Raw genomic sequence first — 25,510 nt, forward strand, 5'->3', positions numbered from 1 at the left:
TCGGTGAAATACTGATGCAATATGTTAGCATATAATAATTATATTATATCTGTTGTTAATAGGAGATCACTATACCATTGCAACATCATTTTTCGATTTTCAATATATTGTGCATGATTGTATGTTCCACGAATGCTGTTCTTATCTACATGTGCAAGCTGCATTTCAATCCACGCACTTGCAAATCCTTGTTCGTGTAAGATCGTTGACATTGTGTGTCTGAATCCGTGACCTGTCGCACGTCCTTTGTAGCCCAGTAATTCAATAACCTGCGACACACTTTCTTTAGAGATCGGTTTACTACGATTATTTCTACCAATAAAAATGTAGGGATAATGGCCGGTAATAGGTTTGAGCTGCTTAAATAGCTCAATTACCTGAGTAGATAAAGGAACAATGTGAGGCCTACGCATTTTCATCCGTTCTGCTGGTATTTCCCATATACTTTTCTCAAGATCAACCTCATCCCATGTAGCAAAGCGCATCTCTTGGGTTCGTACACCGGTCAGCATGACGATTTTTGTCGCATTCTTAGTGATGATGCTGCCGGTATACGCTTCAAGATCCCGAATAAAATAAGGTAACTCTTCAGCGGATAAAAATGGATGATGCTTTTGCTTCGGAACGGCCAAAGCAATAGCCAAATCAGGAGCAGGATTATATTCTGCGCGACCAGTTATGATTGCATAGCGATAGACCTCGCCGCATCTTTGGCGCACTTTTCTGGTCTTCTCTAGTGCTCCACGCTTCTCTATTCGTCTCAATACTTCAAGCAGTTCTAACGGTTTGATTTCACTGATTGGGCGTTTACCAATGAACGGGAACACATCTTGCTCGAATGTCTTAATGATTTCTTCGCGATAGGCCACTGTCCAGCGGTCAGCTTTGTTGGCCTGCCATTCTCGACATATGGCTTCGAATGAGTTCTCTGTTGAGAGTTGCTGTGCCAGCTTTTGGGCTTTACGTTCTTCGACCGGATCAATGCCATTTGCGACTTGCTTACGGGCCGTATCTCGTTTCTCTCGTGCTTCTGCGAGGCTCACAAGGTCGTAGCTACCAAATGACATTAACCGCGCTTTTCCGGCAAAGCGGAAACGGAAACGCCATCCCTTCGAGCCATCGGGATTGATAAGCAATGACAGGCCTTGCCCGTCGTTCAATGTGTATGGCTTGTCTTGGGGCTTTGATCGTTTGATTTGTATATCTGTAAGTGCCATGTGTATAAGCCAAAAATGTGTATAAAAAATCTATACACATCACTATACATATTTTTCATGGATTCAGGGAGATCTTGTCGGACGGTTACGGATGAGTGATTTACTATTTGCTTTGAAAATAAAGGATTTTTAGACTTTCTCGGATGGTGACGGAGGAATTTTGGCGGAAGATCACAGGAGTCGAACCTGCCCGGGAACGCTGGCGCCCCCAACTGGATTTGAAGTCCAGCCACCTCACCGGAGATGACGATCTTCCGCGCCTCGATTGCTACATGGAGGCGGGGCGCATTATAGCTACTTCCTGGGGTTTCCACACCCCCTCACTCACTTTTTTAACTTCCCTTTTGTCTTGCCATGATCGGTTTCATATAAATCCTCAATAAATCCGGTAGTTACATTTCATCACATTTTTCGACGCAACTCTGATCACAGAAAACAAGAATCGTAATTTGATAACGAGATATCGGAATACCCGCGCTCACAGGGATGGTTTACAAGAACTGTAACCGGTATCAGTGTGTGTGAAAGTGCTAACAAGGATGCGTAATGAAAAGTGAGATTTTGTCCGTTAAAGAGAAGATTGGCTACGGAATGGGCGATGCGGCGAGCCACATTATCTTCGATAACGTCATGTTATATATGATGTTCTTCTATACCGATATTTTTGGTATTCCGGCCGGATTTGTCGGCACCATGTTCCTGCTGGCCCGCGCGCTGGATGCCATCTCAGACCCTTGTATGGGGCTGCTGGCCGACCGCACCCGCTCGCGCTGGGGGAAATTCCGCCCGTGGGTGCTGTTTGGCGCGCTGCCGTTTGGTCTGGTGTGTGTGCTGGCCTACAGTACGCCAGATCTCAGTCTGAACGGCAAAATGATTTATGCCGCAATCACCTACACGCTGCTGACCCTGCTTTATACCGTGGTGAATATTCCCTACTGTGCGCTGGGCGGCGTGATCACCAATGACCCCACGCAGCGTATCTCCCTGCAATCATGGCGCTTTGTGCTGGCGACGGCGGGCGGCATGCTCTCCACCGTGCTGATGATGCCGCTGGTGGATCTGATTGGCGGCGAGGATAAAGCGTTCGGCTTTCAGGGCGGGATTGCCGTGCTCTCGGTTGTGGCCTTCCTGATGCTGGCGTTTTGCTTTTTCACCACCAAAGAACGCGTGGAAGCGCCGCCGAGTACCACCTCGATGCGTGAAGACCTGCGCGACATCTGGCAGAACGATCAATGGCGCATCGTCGGCATGCTGACCATCCTCAACATCCTGGCCGTCTGCGTACGCGGCGGGGCGATGATGTATTACGTCACCTGGATTCTGGGCACGCCAGAAGTGTTTGTCGCCTTCCTCACCACCTATTGCGTCGGCAACCTGATCGGCTCTGCGCTGGCAAAACCGCTGACTGACTGGAAATGCAAAGTCAGCGTCTTCTGGTGGACCAACGCCGCGCTGGCGGTCGTCAGTCTGGCGATGTTCTTCGTACCGATGCACGCCAACATCACTATGTTCGTCTTCATCTTCGTGATTGGCGTACTGCATCAGCTCGTGACGCCAATTCAGTGGGTAATGATGTCCGACACCGTGGATTACGGCGAGTGGTGCAACGGAAAACGTCTGACGGGGATCAGCTTTGCGGGCACGCTGTTCGTGCTCAAGCTGGGTCTGGCGCTCGGCGGGGCGCTGATCGGCTGGATGCTGGCAGGCGGGGGCTACGACGCCGCAGCGAAAACCCAGAACAGCGCCACCATTAGCATCATCATCGGGCTGTTCACTATTGTCCCGGCTATTTGCTACCTGCTGAGTGCCGTGATTGCCAAACGCTTCTATACCCTGAAAACGCCGTATCTGACTGAAATCATGAATCAATTGGCTCAGGGTGCGCGCCGCAATCAGCAGGATTTTACGACGAAAGAATTACAGAACTAAGGAACCGACAATGAAAATTAGCGATGGAAACTGGCTGATTCAGCCCGGTCTGAACGTGATTAACCCGATTCAGGTATTCGAGGTCGAACAGCAGGGTAACGAGATGATTGTCTACGTTGCGCCGCGCGATGTGCGCGAACGTACCTGGCAACTGGATACTCCACTCTTCACCCTGCGCTTTTTCTCACCGCAGGAAGGCGTGGTGGGTGTGCGTATGGAGCACTTCCAGGGGGCGTTGGATACCGGTCCGCATTACCCGCTAAATGTGCTGCAGGATGTGAAGGTCGAGATGCACAACACCGCCGAATTTGCTGAGCTGAAGAGCGGTAACTTGAGCGTGCGCGTGACTAAAGGTGAGTTCTGGTCGCTGGACTTCCTGCGTAACGGCGAACGTATTACCGGCAGTCAGCTGAAAAATAACGGCTACGTGCAGGATACTCACAGCGGGCGTAACTATATGTTTGAGCGCCTGGATCTCGGTGTCGGGGAAACGGTATATGGTCTGGGCGAACGCTTTACCGCACTGGTGCGTAACGGGCAAACGGTAGAAACCTGGAACCGCGACGGCGGCACCAGCACCGAGCAATCTTACAAGAACATCCCGTTCTATATCACTAACCGCGGCTACGGCGTACTGGTGAACCATCCGCAGTGCGTGTCGTTTGAAATCGGCTCTGAGAAAGTGTCGAAAGTGCAGTTCAGCGTGGAAAGCGAGTATCTGGAATACTTCGTTATTGACGGCCCAACGCCGAAGGACGTGTTGAACCGTTATACCCAATTCACTGGCCGTCCCGCGCTGCCGCCTGCCTGGTCGTTCGGCCTGTGGCTGACCACGTCGTTCACCACCAATTATGACGAAGCGACGGTCAACAGTTTTATTGACGGGATGGCCGAGCGCAACTTGCCGCTGCACGTTTTCCACTTTGACTGCTTCTGGATGAAAGCCTTCCAGTGGTGCGACTTTGAGTGGGATCCGCTGACCTTCCCGGACCCGGAAGGCATGATCCGCCGCCTGAAAGAGAAAGGGCTGAAGGTTTGCGTGTGGATCAACCCGTATATCGGGCAAAAATCACCGATTTTCAACGAGCTGAAAGAGAAGGGCTATCTGCTCAAGCGGCCGGATGGTTCCCTGTGGCAATGGGATAAATGGCAGCCGGGCCTGGCGATTTATGACTTCACTAATCCGCAAGCCTGTGAGTGGTATGCCAACAAGCTGAAAGGTCTGGTGGATATCGGCGTTGACTGCTTCAAAACTGACTTTGGTGAACGCATTCCTACTGACGTTCAGTGGTTTGACGGTGCCGATCCGCAGAAAATGCACAACCATTATGCGTACATCTACAACGAACTGGTGTGGAACGTGCTGAAAGAGACTGTCGGTGAAGAAGAGGCGGTGCTGTTTGCCCGTTCAGCTTCGGTCGGCGCGCAGCAGTTTCCGGTGCATTGGGGCGGCGACTGCTATGCCAACTATGAATCGATGGCCGAAAGCCTGCGCGGCGGGTTGTCCATTGGTCTGTCCGGCTTTGGCTTCTGGAGTCACGATATTGGCGGCTTTGAGAATACCGCCCCAGCGCACGTCTACAAGCGCTGGTGTGCGTTCGGGCTGCTCTCCAGCCATAGTCGTCTGCACGGGAGCAAATCCTACCGTGTGCCGTGGGCGTACGATGACGAATCCTGCGATGTGGTGCGCCATTTCACCGAGCAGAAATGCCGCATGATGCCGTACCTGTATCGCGAAGCGGCGCGCGCCAATGAGCTCGGAACGCCGATGATGCGCGCAATGATGCTGGAGTTCCCGGACGATCCGGCATGTGATTACCTCGACCGCCAGTACATGCTGGGCGATAGCGTGATGGTTGCGCCGGTGTTTAGCGAGGCGGGCGATGTACAGTTTTACCTGCCGAAAGGACGCTGGACGCATCTGTGGCGTAACGACGAGGTGTCTGGTAGCCGCTGGCATAAACAGCAGCATGACTTCCTGAGCCTGCCAGTCTACGTGCGTGAGAACACCCTGCTGGCGCTGGGCAGCAATAACCAGAAGCCGGACTACGCCTGGCATGAAGGAACCGCGTTCCAGCTGTTCCATCTGCAGGAGGGCCGGGAAGCGGTGTGTGAAGTGCCTGCGATGGACGGCTCGGTTATCTTCACGCTGAAGGCGACGCGTGTAGGTAATACCATCACTGTGAAAGGGAACGGTGAGGCACGTAACTGGACGCTGTGCCTGCGAAATATTCAGAAAATTGGCGGCATTAAATGCGGGTCGCATATGGGCAGCGAGCTGGGTGTAGTTATTACTCCACAGGGCAGTGAGCTGACGATTACCTTGTAAGCATGTGTCGACGTGGTGCCGGATGCGTTTTATCCGGCCCACGCTGCGAGCAGCATTCCAGATCTGAGAATCCAAAAATCCTGAATTAAATTTTTATCTCTGCATATTTGCGAGCGGTATCACTCTGATTCCCGCGAAAAATGTGATCTGCGCCGTAAATATCTCACTATTTCCTCTTTTTGTCTTATTTCTGTCCGGATTACTGGACACGATTTAGTATTGTTGGCGCATCGTAGACCTCTTATATTTATCATCACGGATTACACGTGGAGCATAAGCGCTTCTTTAGCTATTTAATCTGGTGTGTGATAAGGGTAAATAATGCAAATGATTACCTCGCGACAAAACAGATTATTAAAATTTCTTCTGTCTAAGAAGGAATATGTCACGCTGCTGAAAATTGCCGAGTATTTATCTGTTTCAGAGAAAACTGTGCAGCGCGATCTGCGCTTACTGGAACCATGGTTATCAGAATGGAAAATAACCATCGATAAACGTGCTGGTGCTGGGGTGATATTAAGTTCCGATAATATTACCGACCTTTTATATATGGACCAGTTATTAGGATCGGAGGGTGATGATACTGACGGCATGATGAATAATTCACGGCGAGTCAAGATAGCCTCACAATTATTAAGCGAAACGCCGCATGAAACGTCGATCAGTAAATTATCCGAACGTTATTTCATTAGTAGCGCATCGATTGTTAATGATCTGAAAGTAATTGAATCCTGGATTACCCCACTGGGCCTGTCGTTGATTCGCAGTCAGAGCGGCACGCATATCGAAGGCAGCGAGAGCGGTGTGCGCCAGGCGATGGCGTCGCTGATTAACGGCGTGATTAACCATAATGAACCTGGTAACGTGGTTTATTCACGCCTTGACCCGGGCAGTTATAAAGCCTTAGTGCATTACTTTGGCGAAGAAGATGTTTTATTTGTCCAGACGTTATTGCAGGAAATGGAGAACGACCTGTGCTGGTCTCTGGGCGAGCCTTATTACGTCAATATCTTTACCCATATTTTGATCATGATGTACCGCATCACGCGGGGCAATGCGCTGCCGAGAAAAGATGAAAATATCACCTCATGTGACGAGAATATTTTTTCCATTGCCAGCCGGATGATTCAGCATATTGAAAAACGCATTGCCCACCCGCTGCCGGAAGACGAAGTCTGGTTTATTTATCAATACATTATCTCTTCCGGCGTGGTAATTGAAGAGCATAACGACGTGAGCGTGATTGGCCATATGCACTCTAGCGACGAAGCGCGTTTGATTACCCATCGGTTGATTGCCTCCTTTGCCGAGATGGTCGACAGCGATCTTAGCCAGGACACGGCGCTGTATGACGGATTGCTGATCCACATTAAGCCGCTGATTAACCGCCTGAACTACCAGATCCGCATTCGTAATCCGCTGCTGGAGGATATTAAAGGCGAGTTGCAGGACGTGTGGCGTCTGACCCAGTGCGCGGTGAATCGGGTGTTTAGCGGTTGGGGCGAGCGGCCCGTGTCGGATGATGAGGTGGGATATTTAACCGTGCATTTTCAAGCCGCAATGGAGCGGCAGATAGCGCGTAAGCGTGTGCTGCTGGTCTGCTCAACCGGTATTGGCACCTCTCACTTACTCAAAAGCCGTATTCTGCGCGCCTTTCCGGACTGGACTATCGTCGGCGTGGTATCGGCAGGCAGCCTGCCCTCCGTAATGACTGACGATATTGAACTGGTGGTATCGACGATAAATTTACCTGCTGTTGCTATGCCGGTCGTGTATGTCACCGCCTTTTTCAATGATGCAGATATTAAGCGGGTAACAGAAACGGTTATTACGGAAAAATTACATCGGGCGACGTCGCTGGTCGTCGAAAATTAATGTCTGAACTCCATGAGGTATGATTGATGGACATCACGAAAATACTCAATACAAATCGCGTTATTTTGGACATGAAGGCCACAAACAAAACGGAGGCTATTGAGGAACTGACGGATATTCTGCAGAAAGATGGGGCAATTAGCTGTCGGGAAACGTTTATTCAGGATGTCTGGCAGCGTGAATCAGAAGGCTCGACCGGCTTCGAAAATCATATTGCGATCCCGCATGGGAAATCCTCGGCAGTGGTCAATACCACGCTGGCAATTGGGCGTACCCGCCAGGATATTCCTTGGGAAACCCTGGATGGTAGCAACGTGCGCTGCATCATTCTGTTTGCCGTACGTCTTGAAGATCAAAACACTACACATATTCGTCTGCTTTCGCAGGTTGCCGGCGCGTTGGCGGATGACGACATTATTGAACAACTGTTAGTCGAAAGCAGTCCACAGAAAATTATTGAGCTTTTTAGCCAATATGCTGAATCCAATGTCTGCTAAATAAAAAGTGGAGCATGTTATGAATATTGTTTGTGTTGCCGCCTGTACGGCGGGTATTGCGCACACCTATATTGCCCGTGAGAAGCTAATTAAAGGTGCTAAAGCGCTTGGTCATAATATAAGAGTTGAAACCCAGGGAACTATCGGCACGGAGAACGAACTGCTGACAGAGGATATTTCTGCAGCTGATGTCGTAATTCTTGCTGTCGATGTCAAAATAAAAGGAGAGGAACGATTTTCAAATAAACGCATCGTGCGAGTGAAAACCGAAATCGTCATAAAATCGCCCATTCAGTTTCTTGAAAAGGTCGAAAAATCATTAGTTAATAATAACCAGTAGCGATCCTCATTCTGGAGGGGTTTCACATGAGTGAAAATAAAATTCCGCTATCTCAGGAAATAAAAAGACATTTATTAACGGGGATTTCGTGGATGATCCCGTTAATTGTCGCCGCCGGGATCTGTATTGCTCTCGGGCAAATACTTGGCGGCACTAACGTGGGTGAAAAAACAGGAACCATACCCTGGATGCTCAACCAGATTGGCGGCTGGGGGATGGGGTTAATCGTACCGCTGATTAGTGCGGCGATTGCGTACTCCATTGCCGATCGTCCCGGATTTGCGCCGGGCCTGATTGTCGGCTTTGTTTGCGGCGAAATTCATACCGGTTTTATCGGCGGGATGCTGGGCGGGTTCCTGGTCGGTTATACCGTACTGCTACTTAAGCGCTATATCCGTTTGCCACAGTCGATGCAGGGGCTGATGCCCATCATGGTGTTGCCGGTACTGAGTACCGTCATTGGCGGCCTGTTGATGATGACGCTGATTGGCAAGCCGATAGCCTGGCTGCAGGACGCGTTGATTCATCTGCTGGAGTCCATGCAGGGCGGATCCCGCTTTCTGATGGGCGCTATCCTCGGTGCGATGGCGACATTCGACTTCGGCGGACCGGTGAATAAAACCATGTCGCTGTTTGCTGACGGCATGCTGGTCAGCGGTGTGTACGGTCCGGAAGCGGTGAAGTTTGTTGGCTCGATGATCCCTCCGTTCGGCATTACGCTCTCTTTCCTGCTGACGCGTCACAAGTACACCCGTGCGGAACGTGAGGCGCTGAAGGCCGCATTCCCGATGGGGATCTGCATGATTACCGAAGGGGTCATTCCGATTGCGGCGCGCGACCTGTTGCGTGTGGTGAGCTCCTGCGTGGTGGCCTCGGCGATTGCGGGCGGCCTGATTATGGTGTGGGGTGTCGAAAGCCCGGTACCGCACGGCGGCATGTTTGTGGTTCCGCTCTTTACGCATCCGCTGCTGTTTTGCCTGGCGCTGGGGATCGGCACAGTGATTTGCGGTGTCATGTTGTCGCTGTGGAAGAAACAGGTGACCGAGCGTGACGAAGAGTTTGATGAACTCAGCGATCAAAAACTGAAAGACGAAGAGATCACCTTCACCCTGGAATAACCGGAGGCCGTATGTTTGCCGATATGAAAAGCATGGTGACGAAAGCCTGGCGCGAGCAGTACGCGCTGCTGGCCATTAACTGCATGAACCTGGAAAGCGCCCGCGCGGCGGTTCGGGTGGCAGAGAAACACCGTGCGCCCATCATTCTGAATCTGTATCAGGGGCATCTGGAGCATTTTCCGGCCCCGATAGCGGCTGCGGTTGTCAAAACGCTGGCAGAGGAAGCCTCAGTACCGGTCGCGCTGGCGCTGGATCATGGAAAGGATCCTGTACGCATTCGTCAGGCTTTTCGCGCCGGATTCAGCGGGTTAATGATCGATGCCTCCGCTTTTGCGCTGGAGGAGAATATTCGCCAGACCCGTGCAGTGGTTGAGCTCGCAGCCAGCGTTTCTTTGTGCGTGGAAGGCGAGCTGGGCCATCTGGCCGATGCTCCGCGCTATGACCATGCCGCTAACGCTGATTTGATGACTCAGGCCGCCGACGTGGAACCCTTTATCCAACAGACCGGGATCGATTTGCTGGCGGTGTCGGTGGGTACGGCGCACGGCATGTACGCGCCGGGCGTTACGCCAGCCATTGATTTCCAGCGGCTGGAGGAAATTGCCCGGTTATCAACGGTACCTCTGGCGCTGCATGGCGGCAGCGGGACGCCGTTTGATCAGCTACAGCGCTGTCCGATGTTTGGCGTCGCCAAGATAAACGTTGGTGCGGCGGTTTTCGAAGCCGGAAAGGCTGCGCTACTGCATACCCTGTGTCGTGACACATCCGGTGAGCTCGTTGATGCCCTGGCCCTGATGGAGCAGGCCTGCGAGGAAGCCATTATTCCGTACCTGCAGGCCAGCGGCGCTATCGGCAAAGCCTGATTCATTTTCTGTAACGCCTTCTATGCCTCTGCGATGACGCACTGGCAGGGCTTTCTACACCCTGAAACTGGAGAATTAACATGTTAGTTTCGATGAAAGAATTACTGCAACCTACTCGTCAGCACGGTTTTGCTATCGGCGCATTCAACGTGGCGGACAGCTGCTTTGTACGTGCAGTAGTGGAGGAAGCGGAAGCGACCAATACCCCGGCGATTATCTCTATTCACCCCAGTGAACATGATTTTGTCGGCGATGCGTTTTTTAGCTACGTCCGTGATATCACTCTGCGTAGCCCGGTTCCCTTTACTCTGCATCTGGACCACGGCGCTTCGGTTGAGCATGTGCTGCGGGCGATTCAGTGTGGGTTTACCTCGGTGATGATTGATGGCTCGCTGCTGCCGTATGAAGAGAACGTGGCGCTGACCCGCGAAGTGGTCAAGCTGGCGCATGCGGTAGGTGTTTCTGTGGAAGGGGAGTTGGGTACGATTGGTCAGACCGGGACGTCAGTGGAAGGCGGCGTGTCGAAGGTTACTTATACCGATCCTGCTCAGGCAGAGGATTTTATCGCCCGAACCGGTGCAGACACGCTGGCGGTGGCGATTGGAACCGCGCACGGGATCTACCCGAAAGGGATGCAGCCAGAGCTGCAAATGAATATCCTGCGCGACATCGCCGGGCGTGTGGATATTCCGCTGGTGCTGCACGGTGGTTCCGCGAACCCGGATGCGGAAATTGCCGAATCCGTCACGCTGGGTGTTGGCAAAATCAACATTTCCAGCGATATGAAATATGCCTACTTCCAGAAAGTCCGCGAAATCCTGGCAAAAGAAACCTGGTGGGACCCGAACGTAATCTACCCAGAAGCCATTAGCGCCGCGCGGGACGTGATCCGCCACAAAATGAAATTGTTCGGTTCAACCGGCAAAGCATCACTTTACTAACGGCATGCAGGCGGGGCGACCCGCCTCTTTCGCAACAAGGAAAAGTGGAATGAAGCGTTCACATATTAATTATGCCGTCGATAAAGCGCATGCCATCGCCGAGACTTTTCGGGTCTGTCTGCCTGATTTTGCGTATTTTACGATCGATGCCTGGCGGCAACAGGATCAATCTCTGTGGCGTGAAGTGCGCGATCTCCAGCTGGGCTGGGATATTACCGACTTTGGGCGTGGAGATTTTGCGCAAACGGGACTGACGTTACTGACGTTGCGCAATGGTCTGATGGGGTCAGCGGATTACCCCAAACCGTACGCCGAAAAGATGCTGCAAATTCAGCAGGATCAGCAAACGCCATGGCATTTTCATCGCCATAAAATGGAAGATATCGTGAATCGCGGCGGCGGTGACTTATGTATGCAGCTGGCATGGGCCACGCCTGATGACGGGTATGACGCACGGCGTATTGTTGAAGTTAGCGTCGATGGTCAGCGGCGTACCGTTGACGCTGGCGAGACGCTGGTATTGAAACCGGGACAGGGGGTGTGCCTGCCGCCGCGCTTGTATCATCGCTTTTGGGCGGAGAAGGCGTTCGTGCTGGGCTGGGAAATCTCGATGGTCAATGACGACCAGCATGACAACCACTTTCTGGAACCTGGCGGTCGCTTCCCGGCGATTGAAGAGGATGAGCCGGTGAAGTGGCTGTTGTGCAGTGAATATATTCGTTTATGAGCGTGAGTAAGCCCGGTAAGCGAAGCGCCACCGGGCAATAAATTATTGCGCAGGTGGTGGTGCTGTGACTTCACTCCCTGAAACCACACCCGCCTGCATAGTCTGCGTGACCTGCTGTTTCTCCACGTTCACCGCATGCAGTTGCCCGCTGACCGTTGGCTTGAGCGGCGCATCGGCCTGAATATTGCCGCTGGCGGTAAGCTGAATATTACCATCGCCGGAAAGCGGCAGTGCGGGCCAGCCCCACTGCTGCAGGATCGTCATTGGCACGCCGCGTCCGTTCAGGCTGATCTGAGCCTGACGCTGAGGCAACTGCGAAATGCTGGCGGTGGCCTCCAGCAGCCCTTTTTCCGTATAGGCGCTCAGTTCGCTGATATTGATGGTGCTGTTGTTCGCCGTCAGCGCCAGCGAAGGACGACGTACATCCGTGCGGTTAAAGGTAGCAGCAGCGGCGTTGAGGGTGGCGCTCCCGCTCCAGATCCCCCACTGATTGTTCTGTACCAGCCCGAGGTTAGCGCCGTAACCGTCAAGCGCGGTGAGCTGCCACGGGAAACTCGGGTCGATATCAATTACCAGATTGCGGCTGGCGCTGAATTTCTTCAGCGTCAGGCTGTTTAGCCATGTTGGCAGAGGTTTCATCCACTGCTGCTTCCAGTTTTCCGGCAGCGTGTATTCCAGACCGACAATAGCGGCATCATCGAGGACCATCGCTTTGTTGCTGCGTAGCCAGTTTCCGGATGTTCTGACCATACCGCCTTCCCAGCGGGTGGTGAACTGGCGCAGCGCAATGCCCTGGGGTGAGAACTCGGCGTTCAGAATCGGATCGAAGAAGTGCAGAGAGCCGTAGATAAACTCGCTGGCGTTCATCGACAATTTTCCTTCCTGAGTTTGCCAGTCGTCCTTGCTGAAGGTCATGTTGCGCAAGCTCAGATCGAGATCCGTCACCGCCCAGTCGGGGCCTTGCAGACGGGCATCCGTTACTTCCAGACGACCAATTTGCAGGGAAGGAATGGTGCTTATCGGGGCAAAAAAGTCGGCCAGCGATTTGTCGCTTTGCAGCCGGATATCGTTCAGGCGCAGATTCTCCACTACCCAGCTCCCGTCGGCATTGCGTTGCGCTACGCCGGTTAATGCTCCACGCGCCACGTCTGCGCCAATATTGCTAAGCGTCACCCGGTCATGGTCAATGCTGCCTTCAATCAAGACGTTGGTGGTCGGGACATCGTTGAGCGTCAACGAACTGGCGCTGAGCTGAATTTGCGCTTTGCTGCCGAGAATTTTACCTGCCTCAGGGCTCCAGGGAATGACGCCGCCGTTAACGCGTTGGGCGCTGAGGTTCCACTCGCTACCGGGGCTGTTAAGCGCCATATCCTGCAATTGCAGACGATCGGCCTGAAACGGTAACGGCGCGGTTTGCTGGGAAAGATTCAGTGTGCCGTTTTGCAACAAAATGGTGTCTACGTGCAGCGGGTCGGTGATTTGGCGGCTACTGAGTCCAATATCGACCGTTTTGGCGACCAGCGTGGCGGGCTGACCATCCCGGCCAAAGGTGACGTTTTCCAGCAGAATATGGGAAGGGGAAGAAAACCGGTGATCGATGGCATCAAAGGCCAGATGGTAGCTGCTGTTCTGTGAAACCCAGGCACTGACGTGCTCTGCGCCCCAGCGGGTTTGCAGTAGAAAATAAAGGCCGAGGATCGCCACTGCAAGGGCGATCAGCACGTAAAGAAGCAGCTTTCCAATAAATTTCATGGTCTTCCATCCCGCGAAGTGCACATAGTCAAGTTATGCACGATTTAGACGCAATGCTCAAGGCGGGAATGGTGAAAGAGCGTTACAGCGGCGTTGATTCAGAATCAACGCCGCAGTTTGCTTATTGCTTTTCTGGTGGGAACACCAGGTTCAGAACGATAGCGGTAATACCGCCTGCGGCAATGCCGGAAGAGAGCAGGTTTTTCACCCAGTCCGGGGCGAACTGCAGGATCAACGGCTGCTGGGAGACGCCCAGGCCGACGGCCAGCGACAACGCGATAATCAGAATCGCGCGGCGGTTCAGTGGCTCGCGGGACACAATACGCACGCCGGATGCGGCGATAGTACCGAACATTACCAGCGTTGCCCCGCCCAGTACTGGCTCAGGAATATGCTGTACAAAACCGCTAACCGCCGGGAACAGGCCCAGCGCGATCAACATCAACGCCACCACAAAACCGACGTAGCGGCTGGCAACGCCCGTTAACTGAATAACCCCGTTGTTCTGCCCAAAACAGGAGTTCGGGAAGGTGTTGAACACAGCGGAAACAAACGAGTTCAGGCCGTTCGCCAGCACGCCGCCTTTCAGGCGTTTCATATACAGCGGACCAGAAACCGGCTGCTCGGAGACATCAGAGGTGGCCGTAATATCGCCGATGGTTTCCAGCGAGGTGATCATAAAGACCAGCATCAGTGGCAGCAGTAAACTCCAGTCGATACCCAGGCCATAATACAGCGGCGTTGGCACCATTAGCAGGTCCTGACTTACCGGTGCGGTATTTTGCGGCAGCATGTCCATAAACCAGGCCAGCAGATAGCCTGCCGCCATCGCAATCACCAATGACGCAACACGCAGGTAAGGGTTGCGTTGACGGTTAAGCAGGATGATTAGTGCCAGTACCACGCCTGCCAACAGTAAATTCTTCGGTGCACCAAAGGTGTTGTCGCTCATTGCGGCATAGCCACCACCAATCGATGTCAGACCCACCTGAATCAGCGACAGGCCGATAATCATCACCACCACGCCTGAGACCAATGGGGTAATGATCCGCCGCGCCAAATGCAGTACGCGTGAGATAACCATCTCGGTGCAGCTTGCCAGCATCAACGTACCGAACAGCGCCGCCATCATGGTTGGGACATCTGCGCCACCGGTTTTTAGCGCCGTACCGCCCATAATCAGTGGCGCAACAAAGTTAAAGCTGGTGCCCTGAATGGATAGCAGCCCTGAGCCTACCGGCCCCCAGGCTTTGATCTGAATGATAGAAGCTACGCCGGAGGCGAACAGCGACATACTGATAATGTGTTGAGTATCCTGAGCCGGTAAACCAAGCGCCTGGCAAATTAACAGAGCGGGAGTAATTACCGCGACGAACATGGCCAGCAGATGCTGACAGGCGGCAAACAAGGTCTGGGCTAACGGGGGGCGATCTTCAAGACGGTAAATCAGTTCACTGTTGTGAGTCTGCGCAACCGGTTGCGCATTTGTTGACTCTACGGCGTTAACGGACATCAGAGGCAATCCCATGGTGGAAAAGCGGTGATTTTATCTGACCAGGGCGGAAAAGCAAACGTTTGCTAGCAGGTATTCTTAATATTTAAAACGGATAAACAAACATTTTTATATAACTTTTCATCATTTTCTGCTTAAAATCCACCCCGAAAACTCAATAAGAGCTAAAAATCGGTCTGGAATGCATCGTGCGTGATTGTGCTAAACGCACTAATGGAGCTGTAAATGTTTTATCTCGATACGTTATCAACGCTGGTTGCGGCAACCCTTGTGTTGCTGCTGGGACGTAAGCTCGTCCAGTCTGTTTCCTTCCTGAAAAAATACACCATTCCCGAACCCGTAGCGGGCGGCCTGCTGGTGGCGATTGCGCTGCTGGTGCTGAAAAAAAGCATGGGCTGGGAAGTGAACTTCGACATGACACTGCGCGATCCGTTGATGCTGGCCTTCTTCGCCACTATCGGTCTGAACGCCAATATCGCCAGCTTGCGTGCTGGCGGCCGCGTGGTGGGTATTTTTCTGATTGTGGTTGTTGGCCTGTTGCTGATGCAAAACGCCATCGGTATTGGTATGGCGACCCTGCTGGGTCTGGACCCGCTGATGGGTCTGATCGCTGGCTCGATCACCCTCTCTGGTGGACACGGAACCGGGGCCGCATGGAGCAAGCTGTTTATTGAACGTTATGGCTTCACCAATGCGACTGAAGTGGCGATGGCTTGCGCAACGTTTGGTCTGGTATTGGGTGGGCTGATTGGTGGCCCGGTGGCACGCTATCTGGTCAAACACTCCACCACGCCAGACGGTATGCCGGACGATCAGGCTGTGCCGACCGCATTTGAAAAGCCGGACGTCGGACGCATGATCACCTCACTGGTGCTGATTGAAACCATCGCGCTGATCGCTATCTGTCTGACGGTGGGTAAAATCGTTGCGCAAATGCTGGTTGGGACGGTGCTGGAACTGCCGACCTTCGTTTGCGTGCTGTTTGTTGGGGTGATCCTCAGCAATGGTCTGGCGCTACTGGGCTTTTACCGGGTGTTCGAACGTGCGGTTTCTGTGCTGGGTAACGTTAGTCTGTCACTGTTCCTGGCGATGGCGCTGATGAGCCTGAAGCTATGGGAACTGGCTTCTCTGGCCTTGCCGATGCTGGCAATCCTGGTTGTGCAGACCACTTTCATGGCGCTGTATGCGATATTCGTTACCTGGCGCATGATGGGTAAGAACTACGATGCCGCTGTGCTGGCTGCCGGACACTGCGGTTTTGGCCTCGGCGCGACGCCGACGGCGATTGCCAACATGCAGGCGATTACCGAACGCTTTGGGCCATCCCATATGGCGTTTCTGGTGGTGCCGATGGTGGGGGCATTCTTTATCGATATCGTCAACGCGCTGGTGATTAAGCTGTATCTGCTGTTACCGATTTTTGCGCAATAACGGCTGTGCGGCGGGGTAACATCCGCCGCCGCTATGAATCGACTATGCGTTGGAGTAGCGTTCGGTTTCCGGCATCCAGCGCTCTATTAGCGCCACGGCCTGTTGCGGATAGCGTTCGTGAATATGGCGAGCAATGCGCTGAACTTCCGGGATAATCGCCTGATCACGCAGTAAATCTGCGACCTTGAATTCTGCCGTTCCGGTCTGGCGAGTACCTAACAGCTCGCCGGGGCCGCGAATCTCTAAATCTTTTTGCGCAATCACGAACCCGTCGTTGCTGTCTCGCAGAACCTGCAAGCGTTTCTGCGCGGTTTTAGACAGCGGTGATTTGTACAGCAGGACGCAGTGGGAGGCCACCGCGCCACGACCTACGCGGCCACGCAGCTGATGCAGCTGGGCCAGGCCCAGGCGCTCCGGGTTTTCAATAATCATCAGGCTGGCGTTTGGCACGTCCACGCCCACTTCAATCACCGTGGTGGCAACCAACAGATGCAGTTCACCCTGCTTAAAGGCCGCCATTACTGACTGCTTCTCGGCGGGCTTCATACGGCCGTGTACCAGGCCAATATTGAGTTCTGGCAGCGCAATCTTAAGCTCTTCCCACGTTGCTTCTGCTGCCTGAGCTTCTAACAGATCAGACTCTTCAATCAGCGTACAAACCCAGTATGCCTGGCGCGCTTCGTGGGTACAGGCGTTGCGCACGCGATCAATGATGTCGCTGCGGCGGGTATCCGGAATGGCGACCGTGGTGACCGGCGTACGTCCCGGTGGGAGTTCATCAATTACTGAGGTGTCGAGATCAGCATAGGCGGTCATCGCCAGCGTGCGCGGGATTGGCGTGGCAGTCATGATGAGCTGGTGCGGGTGGAAACCCTGCTGCTGACCTTTTTCCCACAGCGCCAGACGCTGATGCACCCCGAAGCGGTGCTGTTCGTCGATGATAACCAGTGCCAGACCGTTGAACTGAACCTGTTCCTGGAAAATTGCATGGGTACCGACAATCATCTGCACCTGACCGCTGGCGATGGCTTCCTGTTGCGCCAGACGCGCTTTGCCTTTCTGCTTGCCCGCCAGCCAGCCCACTTCAACGCCCAGCGGCGCGAACCAGCTGCGGAAGTTATTCGCATGTTGTTCAGCCAATAATTCGGTGGGGGCCATCAGCGCAACCTGCTTCCCATGTGCGATAGCGCGCAGGGCGGCTAACGCCGCAACCAGCGTTTTACCGGAGCCGACATCACCCTGTACCAGGCGCATCATTGGGACATCCAGTGCCATATCACGTTCGATCTCAGCGGTAACGCGAGCCTGTGCGCCAGTCGGTTTAAATGGTAGCGCCGCCAACAGCTTATCTTTCAGCGCATTGTTTGCGCTCAGCGGCTGGGCATGAAAACGCTGCGCCCCGGCGCGTAATGCCAGCATGCTGAGATTATGCGCCAGCAGTTCTTCGAGAATCAGACGTCGCTGCGCCGGATGTTGTCCTGTTTCCAGATCGCTGAGTTGCAGCGACGGTGGAGGGCGGTGCAACGTGCGCAGTGCTTCGGGCAGGCTCATCATGCCCTGTAACAGCTCTGGCGGTAGCAGTTCGGCAATGGCGCAAGTATCGAGCAGATCCAGTGCCTGATCGGTCAGCTTGCGCAGCGTGGCCTGCTTCACGCCTTCGGTAGTCGGATAAACAGGGGTCAGCGTTTCCTGTAATTCCGGCGTGCTGAGATCGCCCTGCACACGGTATTCCGGGTGGATCATCTCTGCGCCGTATTTCCCGCGTTTGGCTTCACCGTAGGCCAGCACCCGGCGACCGGTGGCGAGGCTGTTTTTCATTGCTGCGCTGAAGTTGAAAAAGCGCATGGTGAGAATGCCGGAGCCATCGCTGATCTGACAGGTCATCATCCGGCGACCGCTGAAGGTGATATTGCAGTTCAGCACTTCGCCTTCAACGGTGGCATAGACGCCCGGCAGCAGTTCGCCAATTGGGTACAGATGGGTACGGTCTTCGTAACGCAGGGGGAGGTGTAGCAGGAGGTCCTGTACGGTGTGCAGGCCAATTTTCGCCAGTTTACTGCTTTGCGCTGCGCCAACGCCGGTCAGAGAGTTGAGTGGGATGGCATCCAGTAAACGGCCTTTCATCGCGTTTATCTCGCAGATTGCATAGTGGCCCACCACGTTGCATCGGCTTCAATTTCGCCCTGCGTGTTTACGTGAGGGTAGGGAAGACCTTTGCGCTTAGCGACATTCGCCAGCACCGGATAACCGCCTTCAAACAGTAAGCGCTGCTGCTCGTCTTGTGGCAGCATGCTGTTTTCTCGTCGGTACATCCCAGCGTTTTGCCGCTGGCGTTGTGCTTCGTACAGAATCAGCGCGGAGGCGACCGAAACGTTCAGCGACTGCACCATGCCAGTCATGGGAATGATGATGTCCTGATCAGCGAGATCCAACGCTTCCTGAGTGATGCCGGTTTTCTCCTGGCCCATCAGGATGCAGGTGGGGCGCGTGTAATCAATATCGCGAAAATCCACGGCTTTATCTGACAGATGAGTTGCCAGAACCTGCATGCCGCGGTTTTTTAAATGTGAGACCGCATCGCCAATAGTAAGGTGAGTTTTCACCTGCACCCAACTGTTGCTGCCTGCGGCAGAAGAGGCCATGGTGCGCATACGACTACCCGGCCAGACGGCGTGGACTTCATGCACGCCGACCGCATCTGCAGTACGAATGATAGCGGAAACGTTATGAGGTTTGTGGACCTCTTCCATGCAGACGGTCAGATCGGGCTGACGACGTGCGAGCATCTCGCGGATACGTGCATAGCGCTGTTCATTCATAAGACTAGTTTCGGTTACGGGTGACTTTTATTACGTCCGGCATGACGCGAATTTTGCGCATGATATTCGCCAGGTGCACGCGATCGCGAGCGGTCAAGCGAATAAAGGCGCTATAGACGCGACCATCTTTCTCTTCCGTATTCAGGCTTTGAATATTGGAGGTGGTCGTGTTGATTGCCGCCGTCAGGTTCGCCAAAGCACCCTGGTGGTTAAACATATCCACCTTAATCTCAGTGATGAATTCCTGCTCTGTTTCTTTATCCCATTCCACCGCCATAAATTTCTCTGGCTCTTTCTGGTAGCCACGAATATTACGGCAGGACTCATGGTGAATCACCAGACCTTTACCCGGACTGACGTGGGCAATGATGGGATCGCCTGGAATTGGACGGCAGCATTTCGCGAAGGTGATCAGCACGCCGTCTGCACCTTTGATCGGCAGATGACCATGGCCAGATTGTGCCGGTACGTTCGCTGTTGCTTCGCCCTGCTGGAGGTTTTTCGCTACCACCACGCTCATGGCGTTACCCAGACCGATTTCTGCGAGCAGATCGTCAAGAGTGGCGAGCTTCATGCGCTCAAGCTCACGCTGGATGCTCTCTGGCGGGATCTCAGTCAGTTTACGGCTACCGCCCAGGGCATGGTTGAGCAGTCGACGGCCCAGACTGACGGAATCATCGCGCTTGAGGTTTTTCAGCAGTTGGCGAATCTTGGCGCGCGCTTTCGAACTGACGACGAAGTTGAGCCACGCGGCATTCGGGCGCGCACCCGGGGCGGTAATAATCTCAACTGTCTGACCGCTAAAGAGCGGTTGTGAAAGCGGGTAAGGCTGTCTGTCGACGCGCGCGCCGACGCAAGCGTGACCGATATCGGTATGCACGGCGTAGGCGAAGTCGACAGGCGTTGCACCGGCGGGCAGTTCGACAATGCGCCCTTCCGGTGTGAAAACATAAATCTCATCCGGGAAGAGATCAGATTTAACGCTTTCAATAAATTCAAACGAGCTACCGGCGCTCTGCTGCAGTTCCAGCAGGCTTTGCATCCAGCGCTGAGCGCGGATTTGCGCAGTGGTGCTGCTTTCGCCGCCGTGCTCTTTGTAAGCCCAGTGCGCTGCGACACCCATCTCTGCCATCTGGTCCATGTCTTCAGTACGAATCTGTACTTCAACCGGGACGCCATGAGGGCCGATCATTGAGGTGTGCAAAGACTGATATCCGTTCGCTTTTGGGATGGCAATATAGTCTTTCACGCGGCCAGGACGTGGTTTGTACAGGCTGTGCATCTGGCCGAGTACGCGATAGCAGGTATCGGAATCATGAACGATGACGCGAAATGCGTAGATATCCATGATGGAGTGAAAACGCTGCTCTTTGAGCACCATTTTGCAGTAAATAGAGTACAGGTGCTTCTCACGCCCGCTTACGCGACACGGAATACCTGCCTCCTGCAAACGTCCTTCGATTTCCGAGAGGATTTTTTGGATCATCTCTTTGCGGTTGCCGCGAGCGGCTTTAACCACTTCTTTAATCACGCGATAGCGGTTCGGGTACAGCGCTTCAAAACCCAGCTCTTCCAGCTCGGTTTTAATGTGATGAATACCTAAACGGTGTGCCAGCGGACTATAGATTTCGAGGGTTTCACGGGCGATGCGGCGACGCTTGTCCGGGCGTAATGAGCCCAGCGTGCGCATATTGTGGGTACGGTCGGCAAGTTTGATGAGAATGACGCGGATATCCTGCACCATCGCCATAATCATCTTGCGAAAGTTTTCGGCTTGCGCCTCTTTCTTATCGCGAAACTTAAGCTTATCAAGCTTCGATACCCCTTCTACCAGCTCTGCAACGCTTTTACCAAAAAGCTGTTCCATGTCCTGATAGGTGGCTGGGGTATCTTCAATCACGTCATGCAGCAGTGCAGCCATCAGCGTTTCGTAGTCGAGTTTCATCTCGGCCAGAATACAGGCTACCGCTACCGGGTGCGTGATATAGGGTTCACCGCTTGAACGTGTCTGGCCCTCGTGAGCGTCACGTGCAACGAGATACGCCTGCCGAAGACGCTTAATCTGGTCTTCCGGCAGGTAGTTTTGAATCAGTTGATTCAGGCTTTCAAACAGATACAAGGGCGACCCGCTTTGTGATTAACGACGACCTTCAGCAATAGCGGTAACGGCTTGTAATTCAGCGGCTTCCTGCTCTTGCTGTTCCTGGCGCTCACGCACGTCGAGGATCTGGTTGTTGATCAGACCTTCTTCGATTTCGCGCAGCGCGATAACGGTAGTTTTATCGTTTTCTTCCGGTACGAGCGGATCCTTTCCGCCTACCTGCATCTGACGAGCGCGACGCGCGGCGACCAGTACCAGGTCAAAACGGTTACCAATTTTCTCTACAGCGTCCTGAACAGTTACGCGTGCCATACTTAAAATGCTCCACAGGTGAAGAAATGACTGGGCATGATACTGAATGTGGGTTCAGTCTGCCAACAGTTTGCTGATTAAAGCGTCATGACGCTGCTTTTGGCGGCTCATGCGCAGACGTTCGGCGCGAATGATGGTTTTCAAATCGCCCAGGGCGGTATCGAAATCATCGTTCACAATAAGATAATCATATTCGGCGTAATGGCTCATTTCTGCAACAGCTTGCGCCATACGTTTTGCGATCACGTCTTCGCTATCCTGACCGCGGCCACGCAGACGGCGATCCAACTCAATCTTAGATGGCGGCAAAATAAAAATACTGCGCGCATGCGGCATTTTTTCGCGAATTTGCTGCGCACCTTGCCAGTCGATATCTAAAAAGACGTCTACGCCGGATGCTAATACTTGCTCAATGGTTTCACGTGAGGTGCCGTAGTAATTACCGAAAACCTCCGCGTGTTCCAGGAACGCATCTCTGCCAATCATGGTTCTGAATTCATCATGGTTCACAAAAAAATAGTGTTCACCGTGCACTTCCCCCGGGCGCGGTGCGCGCGTGGTGTGCGAAACAGAAACCTGGGTGTCATACAACGGTTGGGTCTTTAATAAAGCCTGAATCAGGCTGGATTTACCCGCGCCACTGGGGGCAGAAACAATATAAAGCGTGCCTTGAGCCATGAGTATCTTAATGTATGTGATTGTCGAAAGAGAGCCTACATACGGGCTTATTATACACGTAGCCGCTATGTGACGTAGCCCTTGTCACACTTTTTGCGCATGTTTATTGCGTTTTGCGTATCAGTTTCCTGTTTTATCGATGATTTGCAGCAATACGTGCAAATGTCAGGAACGGTGCTCGCAGGATGCTTTTTTGCCGCTCTGTTTCCCTATTATTTCGCGCTATACCTGCCAGGAAATGCAGTGCTCAGCGGAGGTAACATGGGATTATGGAAAGGCATAGGGCTGGTTTTGCTAATGGGGTATCTACCCGCATGGGCGGTATGCCCCGTCTGGTCGCCTGCCAGGGCAAACGAGGAAATTTCACGACTACAGCAGCAGATAACACAGTGGAATGACAGTTACTGGAAACAGGGTGAAAGTGCCGTAGATGACGGCGTTTACGACCAGCTCAATGCGCAACTAATTCAATGGCAGCGCTGTTTTGGCGATGAAGTTCCACCAGATCTGTCTGCGCCACCAATGGGTGGCACAGTATCGCACCCCGTTCCCCACACGGGAGTTCGAAAACTTGCCGATAAGCAAGCGCTACAGCAATGGATGCACGCGCGCAGCGATCTCTGGGTGCAACCGAAGGTGGATGGCGTGGCAGTGACGTTAGTCTATCGCAATGGCAATCTGGTACGGGCGATTAGCCGTGGTAATGGCCTGAAAGGCGAAGACTGGACGCAAAAGTTTCTTCAGATCCCTTCCGTACCACATTCCACCAAGGGGAATCTCGCTAACAGTACGTTGCAGGGTGAGATTTTTTTGCAGCAAGAGGGGCATATTCAGAAGCAGAGAGGGGGAATGAACGCCCGCTCGAAGGTTGCTGGATTGATGATGCGCCAGAGCAATCCGGAATTATTAGGCTCGCTGGCTATTTTTATCTGGGCCTGGCCCGATGGTCCTGCGGTCATGTCTGAAAGACTGGAGCAGCTCACTGCTGCCGGGTTCAGTTTCACGCAACATTTTACCAAGGCTGTGAAGAGTGCGGATGACGTAGAGCAAGTGCGAGCAAAGTGGTGGACTTCAGCATTACCTTTTGTCACTGATGGCGTGGTCGTGCGAACAGGAAAAGAGCCGCAGGCGCGATACTGGCTACCCGGACAGGGAGACTGGCTGGCTGCGTGGAAATATCCTCCCGTGGCCAGGGTATCTGAGGTAACCGGTATTCAGTTCTCCGTTGGTAAAAGCGGGAAAATTGCGGTGGTAGCATTGCTGACTCCCGTCATGCTGGATGATAAACGCGTACAGCGCGTCAATATTGGCTCCGTTCGACGCTGGAATGAATGGGATATCGCGCCTGGCGATCAGATTCTGGTGAGCCTGGCCGGACAAGGGATCCCCCGTATAGATGAGGTGGTCTGGCGCAGTACCCAGCGTAGTAAGCCAGTGCCACCTGAGGGGCGCTTCAATTCATTAACCTGTTTTTATGCCACAGCGGAGTGCCAGGAACAGTTTGTTGCCAGACTGGTCTGGCTGGGGGCCAATGAGGTGCTGGGGCTGGAGGGCATCGGCGAGGCGGGATGGCGGGAGCTCCACCAGGTGTATCGCTTTGAGCATATCTTTTCCTGGCTCGGGCTAACTCAGGAACAACTACAGTCGACATTTGGTATAAGCAAAGGGGAGAAGTTATGGCATCAATTCAACCTGTCACGCGATCTTCCGTTCACGCGCTGGGTGATTGCCATGGGAATACCGTTAACACAGGCAACGCTGAATGCCAGCAGGGATGGTTCGTGGCAGCAATTGCAAGAACGCGATGAACAAAGCTGGCGGCAGCTTCCTTTCATGGGGGAGCAGCGGGCACGGCAGGTTATTCAGTGGCTGGAGGATCGAGAGGTCACAGCGCTGAGCAACTGGTTAGCTGCTCAGCGGATCGCGGGCTTTATGCCTTAATGGCCTTCATGGCGATAGTAAAATACAGGCAGACCTAACTTCAGGCGCAGCGCCAGTAGTCGGGCGGTAAAGCCGAAGAGCAGGGTAGAGATAACTACTACATCATGACTGGAGACATAATGCTGCAGCACGATGTACAGCACGGCAGCGGCAAATGATACGCCGGCATACAGTTCTTTCTGGAACACCAGCGGGATGCGTTTGCAGAACATATCGCGTAATACGCCGCCGAAAACCCCGGTAGTGACCGCAGCGACCACGGCGATAATCGGTCCATGGCCCATATCCAGTGCCACCTGAGCCCCGATAATAGAAAAGACCACCAGGCCCAGCGCATCCAGTACGAGGAATATTTTGCGCAGATAGGGCATCACGGGAGCAATAATAGTGGTCAGTACCGCGGCAGTGGCTACGATAATAACGTATTCAGGGTGCTTTACCCAGCCGAGCGGATAATGGCCGAGAAGAATATCGCGTACTGAACCACCGCCAATTGCTGTCGCGGTGGCAATGATAATGACGCCAAACGTATCCATACGACGACGCCCAGCCGCAAGCGCACCGGTCATGGCTTCGGCAGTAATACCAATTAAGTATAAAACGTGTAACAGCATGTATTCCCCCTGATTTGCTGGGGGCTAAGGTTAACGATTTGTGCGCACTGTCACGATTGAGATTTTCTAAGGTGAAGTGATTTTAATTACTACAGCTAATGCGAAATTGTTGTAAACACGTTATGGCATGCGCTTTGTGATATGAGTGGTGACAATAAATGATGAGAAAATATAATTCTTGTCGCATAGATGAGAACTGATAGCGTCGGGAAAAGCACGTAGCGCCGCCGTTTATTGACGGGCTACGTGAGATGGTGACTTACTCGATTGAATCTGAATATTGAGTGATTGTGTGTTTGCGTTGATTTTATTATGTTTTTAATAATCTATTTTTTCGTTAAGTACACTCTTAAGTACACGAGAAAAGAAAGTGTTCATTGCAGTTGGGGAAATCGGTTCAGTAAGATGAAGTAACAAGTGCGGATTGTTGGCATACTTTACATTTTGCAATTTTAAGAGAGGGCTCAGTAAGGCCTCCTCCTTGCCATTCTGTATGAAAATGTTGGAAAGAGC

20 protein-coding genes and 1 tRNA gene are annotated in these 25,510 nt (G+C 53.1%); 11 read left to right on the plus strand and 10 right to left on the minus strand.

What is annotated here, in order from left to right; translation table 11 throughout:
* Positions 1-38 precede the first annotated feature (38 nt).
* Together OGV85_RS02170 and OGV85_RS02175 are read right to left on the minus strand one after the other, a co-directional pair.
* A complete protein-coding gene (locus tag OGV85_RS02170) occupies positions 39-1,217 on the minus strand; it encodes a tyrosine-type recombinase/integrase (RefSeq protein ID WP_061548507.1) in 1,179 nt (392 codons plus the stop codon).
* 161 nt (positions 1,218-1,378) lie between these two features.
* Positions 1,379-1,473 (minus strand) — tRNA-Sec (locus OGV85_RS02175).
* Between the two features lie 290 nt (positions 1,474-1,763).
* On the opposite strand from OGV85_RS02175, the gene OGV85_RS02180 reads away from it, so the two are divergent.
* The 9 genes from OGV85_RS02180 to OGV85_RS02220 all read left to right on the plus strand — a co-directional run bounded on the left by OGV85_RS02180 (position 1,764) and on the right by OGV85_RS02220 (position 11,836).
* Positions 1,764-3,146, plus strand: coding sequence for a glycoside-pentoside-hexuronide family transporter (locus OGV85_RS02180; protein ID WP_048218848.1), 1,383 nt, complete (start codon positions 1,764-1,766; stop codon positions 3,144-3,146).
* A gap of 10 nt (positions 3,147-3,156) precedes the next feature.
* Entirely contained in the window at positions 3,157-5,475 is a 2,319-nt protein-coding gene (gene yicI / locus OGV85_RS02185; protein WP_061548505.1) for an alpha-xylosidase, read from the plus strand.
* A gap of 321 nt (positions 5,476-5,796) precedes the next feature.
* Positions 5,797-7,350: a BglG family transcription antiterminator gene (locus OGV85_RS02190; protein ID WP_048218846.1), complete on the plus strand. Its 1,554-nt coding sequence runs from the start codon at positions 5,797-5,799 to the stop codon at positions 7,348-7,350.
* Between the two features lie 26 nt (positions 7,351-7,376).
* Complete coding sequence (locus tag OGV85_RS02195; RefSeq protein WP_003024008.1) at positions 7,377-7,847, plus strand: PTS sugar transporter subunit IIA; 471 nt, start codon at positions 7,377-7,379, stop codon at positions 7,845-7,847.
* Positions 7,848-7,866: 19 nt separating this feature from the next.
* A complete protein-coding gene (locus OGV85_RS02200) occupies positions 7,867-8,187 on the plus strand; it encodes a PTS fructose transporter subunit IIB (RefSeq protein WP_003844521.1) in 321 nt (106 codons plus the stop codon).
* A gap of 26 nt (positions 8,188-8,213) precedes the next feature.
* On the plus strand, positions 8,214-9,305 hold the full coding sequence (locus OGV85_RS02205; protein WP_061547424.1) for a PTS fructose transporter subunit IIC: 1,092 nt from the start codon (positions 8,214-8,216) through the stop codon (positions 9,303-9,305).
* A gap of 11 nt (positions 9,306-9,316) precedes the next feature.
* Positions 9,317-10,168, plus strand: coding sequence for a class II fructose-bisphosphate aldolase (locus OGV85_RS02210; RefSeq protein ID WP_061547425.1), 852 nt, complete (start codon positions 9,317-9,319; stop codon positions 10,166-10,168).
* An 80-nt stretch (positions 10,169-10,248) separates the two neighbouring features.
* Positions 10,249-11,109, plus strand: coding sequence for a ketose-bisphosphate aldolase (locus OGV85_RS02215; protein WP_003024018.1), 861 nt, complete (start codon positions 10,249-10,251; stop codon positions 11,107-11,109).
* A 49-nt stretch (positions 11,110-11,158) separates the two neighbouring features.
* Positions 11,159-11,836, plus strand: coding sequence for a D-lyxose/D-mannose family sugar isomerase (locus tag OGV85_RS02220; RefSeq protein WP_032937161.1), 678 nt, complete (start codon positions 11,159-11,161; stop codon positions 11,834-11,836).
* A 42-nt stretch (positions 11,837-11,878) separates the two neighbouring features.
* On the opposite strand, the gene OGV85_RS02225 is transcribed toward OGV85_RS02220, so the two are convergent.
* Together OGV85_RS02225 and xanP are read right to left on the minus strand one after the other, a co-directional pair.
* Complete coding sequence (locus OGV85_RS02225) at positions 11,879-13,588, minus strand: AsmA family protein (protein WP_061547426.1); 1,710 nt, start codon at positions 13,586-13,588, stop codon at positions 11,879-11,881.
* Positions 13,589-13,709: 121 nt separating this feature from the next.
* Positions 13,710-15,101, minus strand: a complete 1,392-nt coding sequence (gene xanP / locus OGV85_RS02230; protein ID WP_003024026.1) for a xanthine/proton symporter XanP — start codon at positions 15,099-15,101, stop codon at positions 13,710-13,712.
* Positions 15,102-15,326: 225 nt separating this feature from the next.
* Here xanP and gltS point away from each other — a divergent pair, with 225 nt between their 5' ends.
* The gene (gene gltS / locus OGV85_RS02235) at positions 15,327-16,532 is read left to right on the plus strand and encodes a sodium/glutamate symporter (protein WP_061547427.1); all 1,206 of its coding nucleotides are present in this window, start codon (positions 15,327-15,329) and stop codon (positions 16,530-16,532) included.
* 42 nt (positions 16,533-16,574) lie between these two features.
* Here gltS and recG read toward each other — a convergent pair whose 3' ends face one another.
* Genes recG through gmk form a run of 5 tightly spaced genes read right to left on the minus strand, consistent with a single transcriptional unit; the run spans position 16,575 to position 22,442 of the window.
* Positions 16,575-18,656, minus strand: coding sequence for an ATP-dependent DNA helicase RecG (recG, locus tag OGV85_RS02240; RefSeq protein WP_061547428.1), 2,082 nt, complete (start codon positions 18,654-18,656; stop codon positions 16,575-16,577).
* Positions 18,657-18,661: 5 nt separating this feature from the next.
* The gene (trmH, locus tag OGV85_RS02245) at positions 18,662-19,351 is read right to left on the minus strand and encodes a tRNA (guanosine(18)-2'-O)-methyltransferase TrmH (RefSeq protein ID WP_057064216.1); all 690 of its coding nucleotides are present in this window, start codon (positions 19,349-19,351) and stop codon (positions 18,662-18,664) included.
* 4 nt (positions 19,352-19,355) lie between these two features.
* Positions 19,356-21,470 carry a bifunctional GTP diphosphokinase/guanosine-3',5'-bis pyrophosphate 3'-pyrophosphohydrolase gene (spoT, locus tag OGV85_RS02250; RefSeq protein ID WP_048218843.1) on the minus strand — a complete coding sequence of 705 codons (2,115 nt, stop codon included), beginning with the start codon at positions 21,468-21,470 and terminating at the stop codon, positions 19,356-19,358.
* 18 nt (positions 21,471-21,488) lie between these two features.
* Complete coding sequence (gene rpoZ / locus OGV85_RS02255; protein WP_000135058.1) at positions 21,489-21,764, minus strand: DNA-directed RNA polymerase subunit omega; 276 nt, start codon at positions 21,762-21,764, stop codon at positions 21,489-21,491.
* A gap of 54 nt (positions 21,765-21,818) precedes the next feature.
* Entirely contained in the window at positions 21,819-22,442 is a 624-nt protein-coding gene (gene gmk / locus OGV85_RS02260) for a guanylate kinase (protein ID WP_003024042.1), read from the minus strand.
* A 261-nt stretch (positions 22,443-22,703) separates the two neighbouring features.
* Between gmk and ligB the strand changes: the two genes are divergently transcribed.
* Complete coding sequence (ligB, locus tag OGV85_RS02265; RefSeq protein WP_061547486.1) at positions 22,704-24,383, plus strand: NAD-dependent DNA ligase LigB; 1,680 nt, start codon at positions 22,704-22,706, stop codon at positions 24,381-24,383.
* Here ligB and OGV85_RS02270 read toward each other — a convergent pair.
* Positions 24,380-24,997, minus strand: a complete 618-nt coding sequence (locus OGV85_RS02270) for a trimeric intracellular cation channel family protein (protein WP_003024049.1) — start codon at positions 24,995-24,997, stop codon at positions 24,380-24,382. The two genes, ligB and OGV85_RS02270, sit on opposite strands and share 4 nt — an antisense overlap.
* Positions 24,998-25,510: the final 513 nt, after the last annotated feature.

This window comes from Citrobacter sp. Cf132, from assembly GCF_030333885.1.
In the GTDB taxonomy this organism is placed as follows: domain Bacteria; phylum Pseudomonadota; class Gammaproteobacteria; order Enterobacterales; family Enterobacteriaceae; genus Citrobacter; species Citrobacter freundii.

Bases quoted from the DNA above. Each gene is read 5' to 3' on its own strand.
- OGV85_RS02200 (WP_003844521.1), top strand. From the start codon at position 7,867: ATGAATATTGTTTGTGTTGCCGCCTGTACGGCGGGTATTGCGCACACC.
- OGV85_RS02270 (WP_003024049.1), bottom strand. From the start codon at position 24,997: ATGCTGTTACACGTTTTATACTTAATTGGTATTACTGCCGAAGCCATG.
- recG (WP_061547428.1), bottom strand. From the start codon at position 18,656: ATGAAAGGCCGTTTACTGGATGCCATCCCACTCAACTCTCTGACCGGC.
- ligB (WP_061547486.1), top strand. From the start codon at position 22,704: ATGGGATTATGGAAAGGCATAGGGCTGGTTTTGCTAATGGGGTATCTA.
- OGV85_RS02215 (WP_003024018.1), top strand. From the start codon at position 10,249: ATGTTAGTTTCGATGAAAGAATTACTGCAACCTACTCGTCAGCACGGT.
- gmk (WP_003024042.1), bottom strand. From the start codon at position 22,442: ATGGCTCAAGGCACGCTTTATATTGTTTCTGCCCCCAGTGGCGCGGGT.
- rpoZ (WP_000135058.1), bottom strand. From the start codon at position 21,764: ATGGCACGCGTAACTGTTCAGGACGCTGTAGAGAAAATTGGTAACCGT.
- gltS (WP_061547427.1), top strand. From the start codon at position 15,327: ATGTTTTATCTCGATACGTTATCAACGCTGGTTGCGGCAACCCTTGTG.
- OGV85_RS02195 (WP_003024008.1), top strand. From the start codon at position 7,377: ATGGACATCACGAAAATACTCAATACAAATCGCGTTATTTTGGACATG.
- trmH (WP_057064216.1), bottom strand. From the start codon at position 19,351: ATGAATGAACAGCGCTATGCACGTATCCGCGAGATGCTCGCACGTCGT.
- OGV85_RS02225 (WP_061547426.1), bottom strand. From the start codon at position 13,588: ATGAAATTTATTGGAAAGCTGCTTCTTTACGTGCTGATCGCCCTTGCA.
- OGV85_RS02210 (WP_061547425.1), top strand. From the start codon at position 9,317: ATGTTTGCCGATATGAAAAGCATGGTGACGAAAGCCTGGCGCGAGCAG.
- OGV85_RS02220 (WP_032937161.1), top strand. From the start codon at position 11,159: ATGAAGCGTTCACATATTAATTATGCCGTCGATAAAGCGCATGCCATC.
- yicI (WP_061548505.1), top strand. From the start codon at position 3,157: ATGAAAATTAGCGATGGAAACTGGCTGATTCAGCCCGGTCTGAACGTG.
- OGV85_RS02180 (WP_048218848.1), top strand. From the start codon at position 1,764: ATGAAAAGTGAGATTTTGTCCGTTAAAGAGAAGATTGGCTACGGAATG.
- OGV85_RS02190 (WP_048218846.1), top strand. From the start codon at position 5,797: ATGCAAATGATTACCTCGCGACAAAACAGATTATTAAAATTTCTTCTG.
- xanP (WP_003024026.1), bottom strand. From the start codon at position 15,101: ATGTCCGTTAACGCCGTAGAGTCAACAAATGCGCAACCGGTTGCGCAG.
- OGV85_RS02170 (WP_061548507.1), bottom strand. From the start codon at position 1,217: ATGGCACTTACAGATATACAAATCAAACGATCAAAGCCCCAAGACAAG.
- OGV85_RS02205 (WP_061547424.1), top strand. From the start codon at position 8,214: ATGAGTGAAAATAAAATTCCGCTATCTCAGGAAATAAAAAGACATTTA.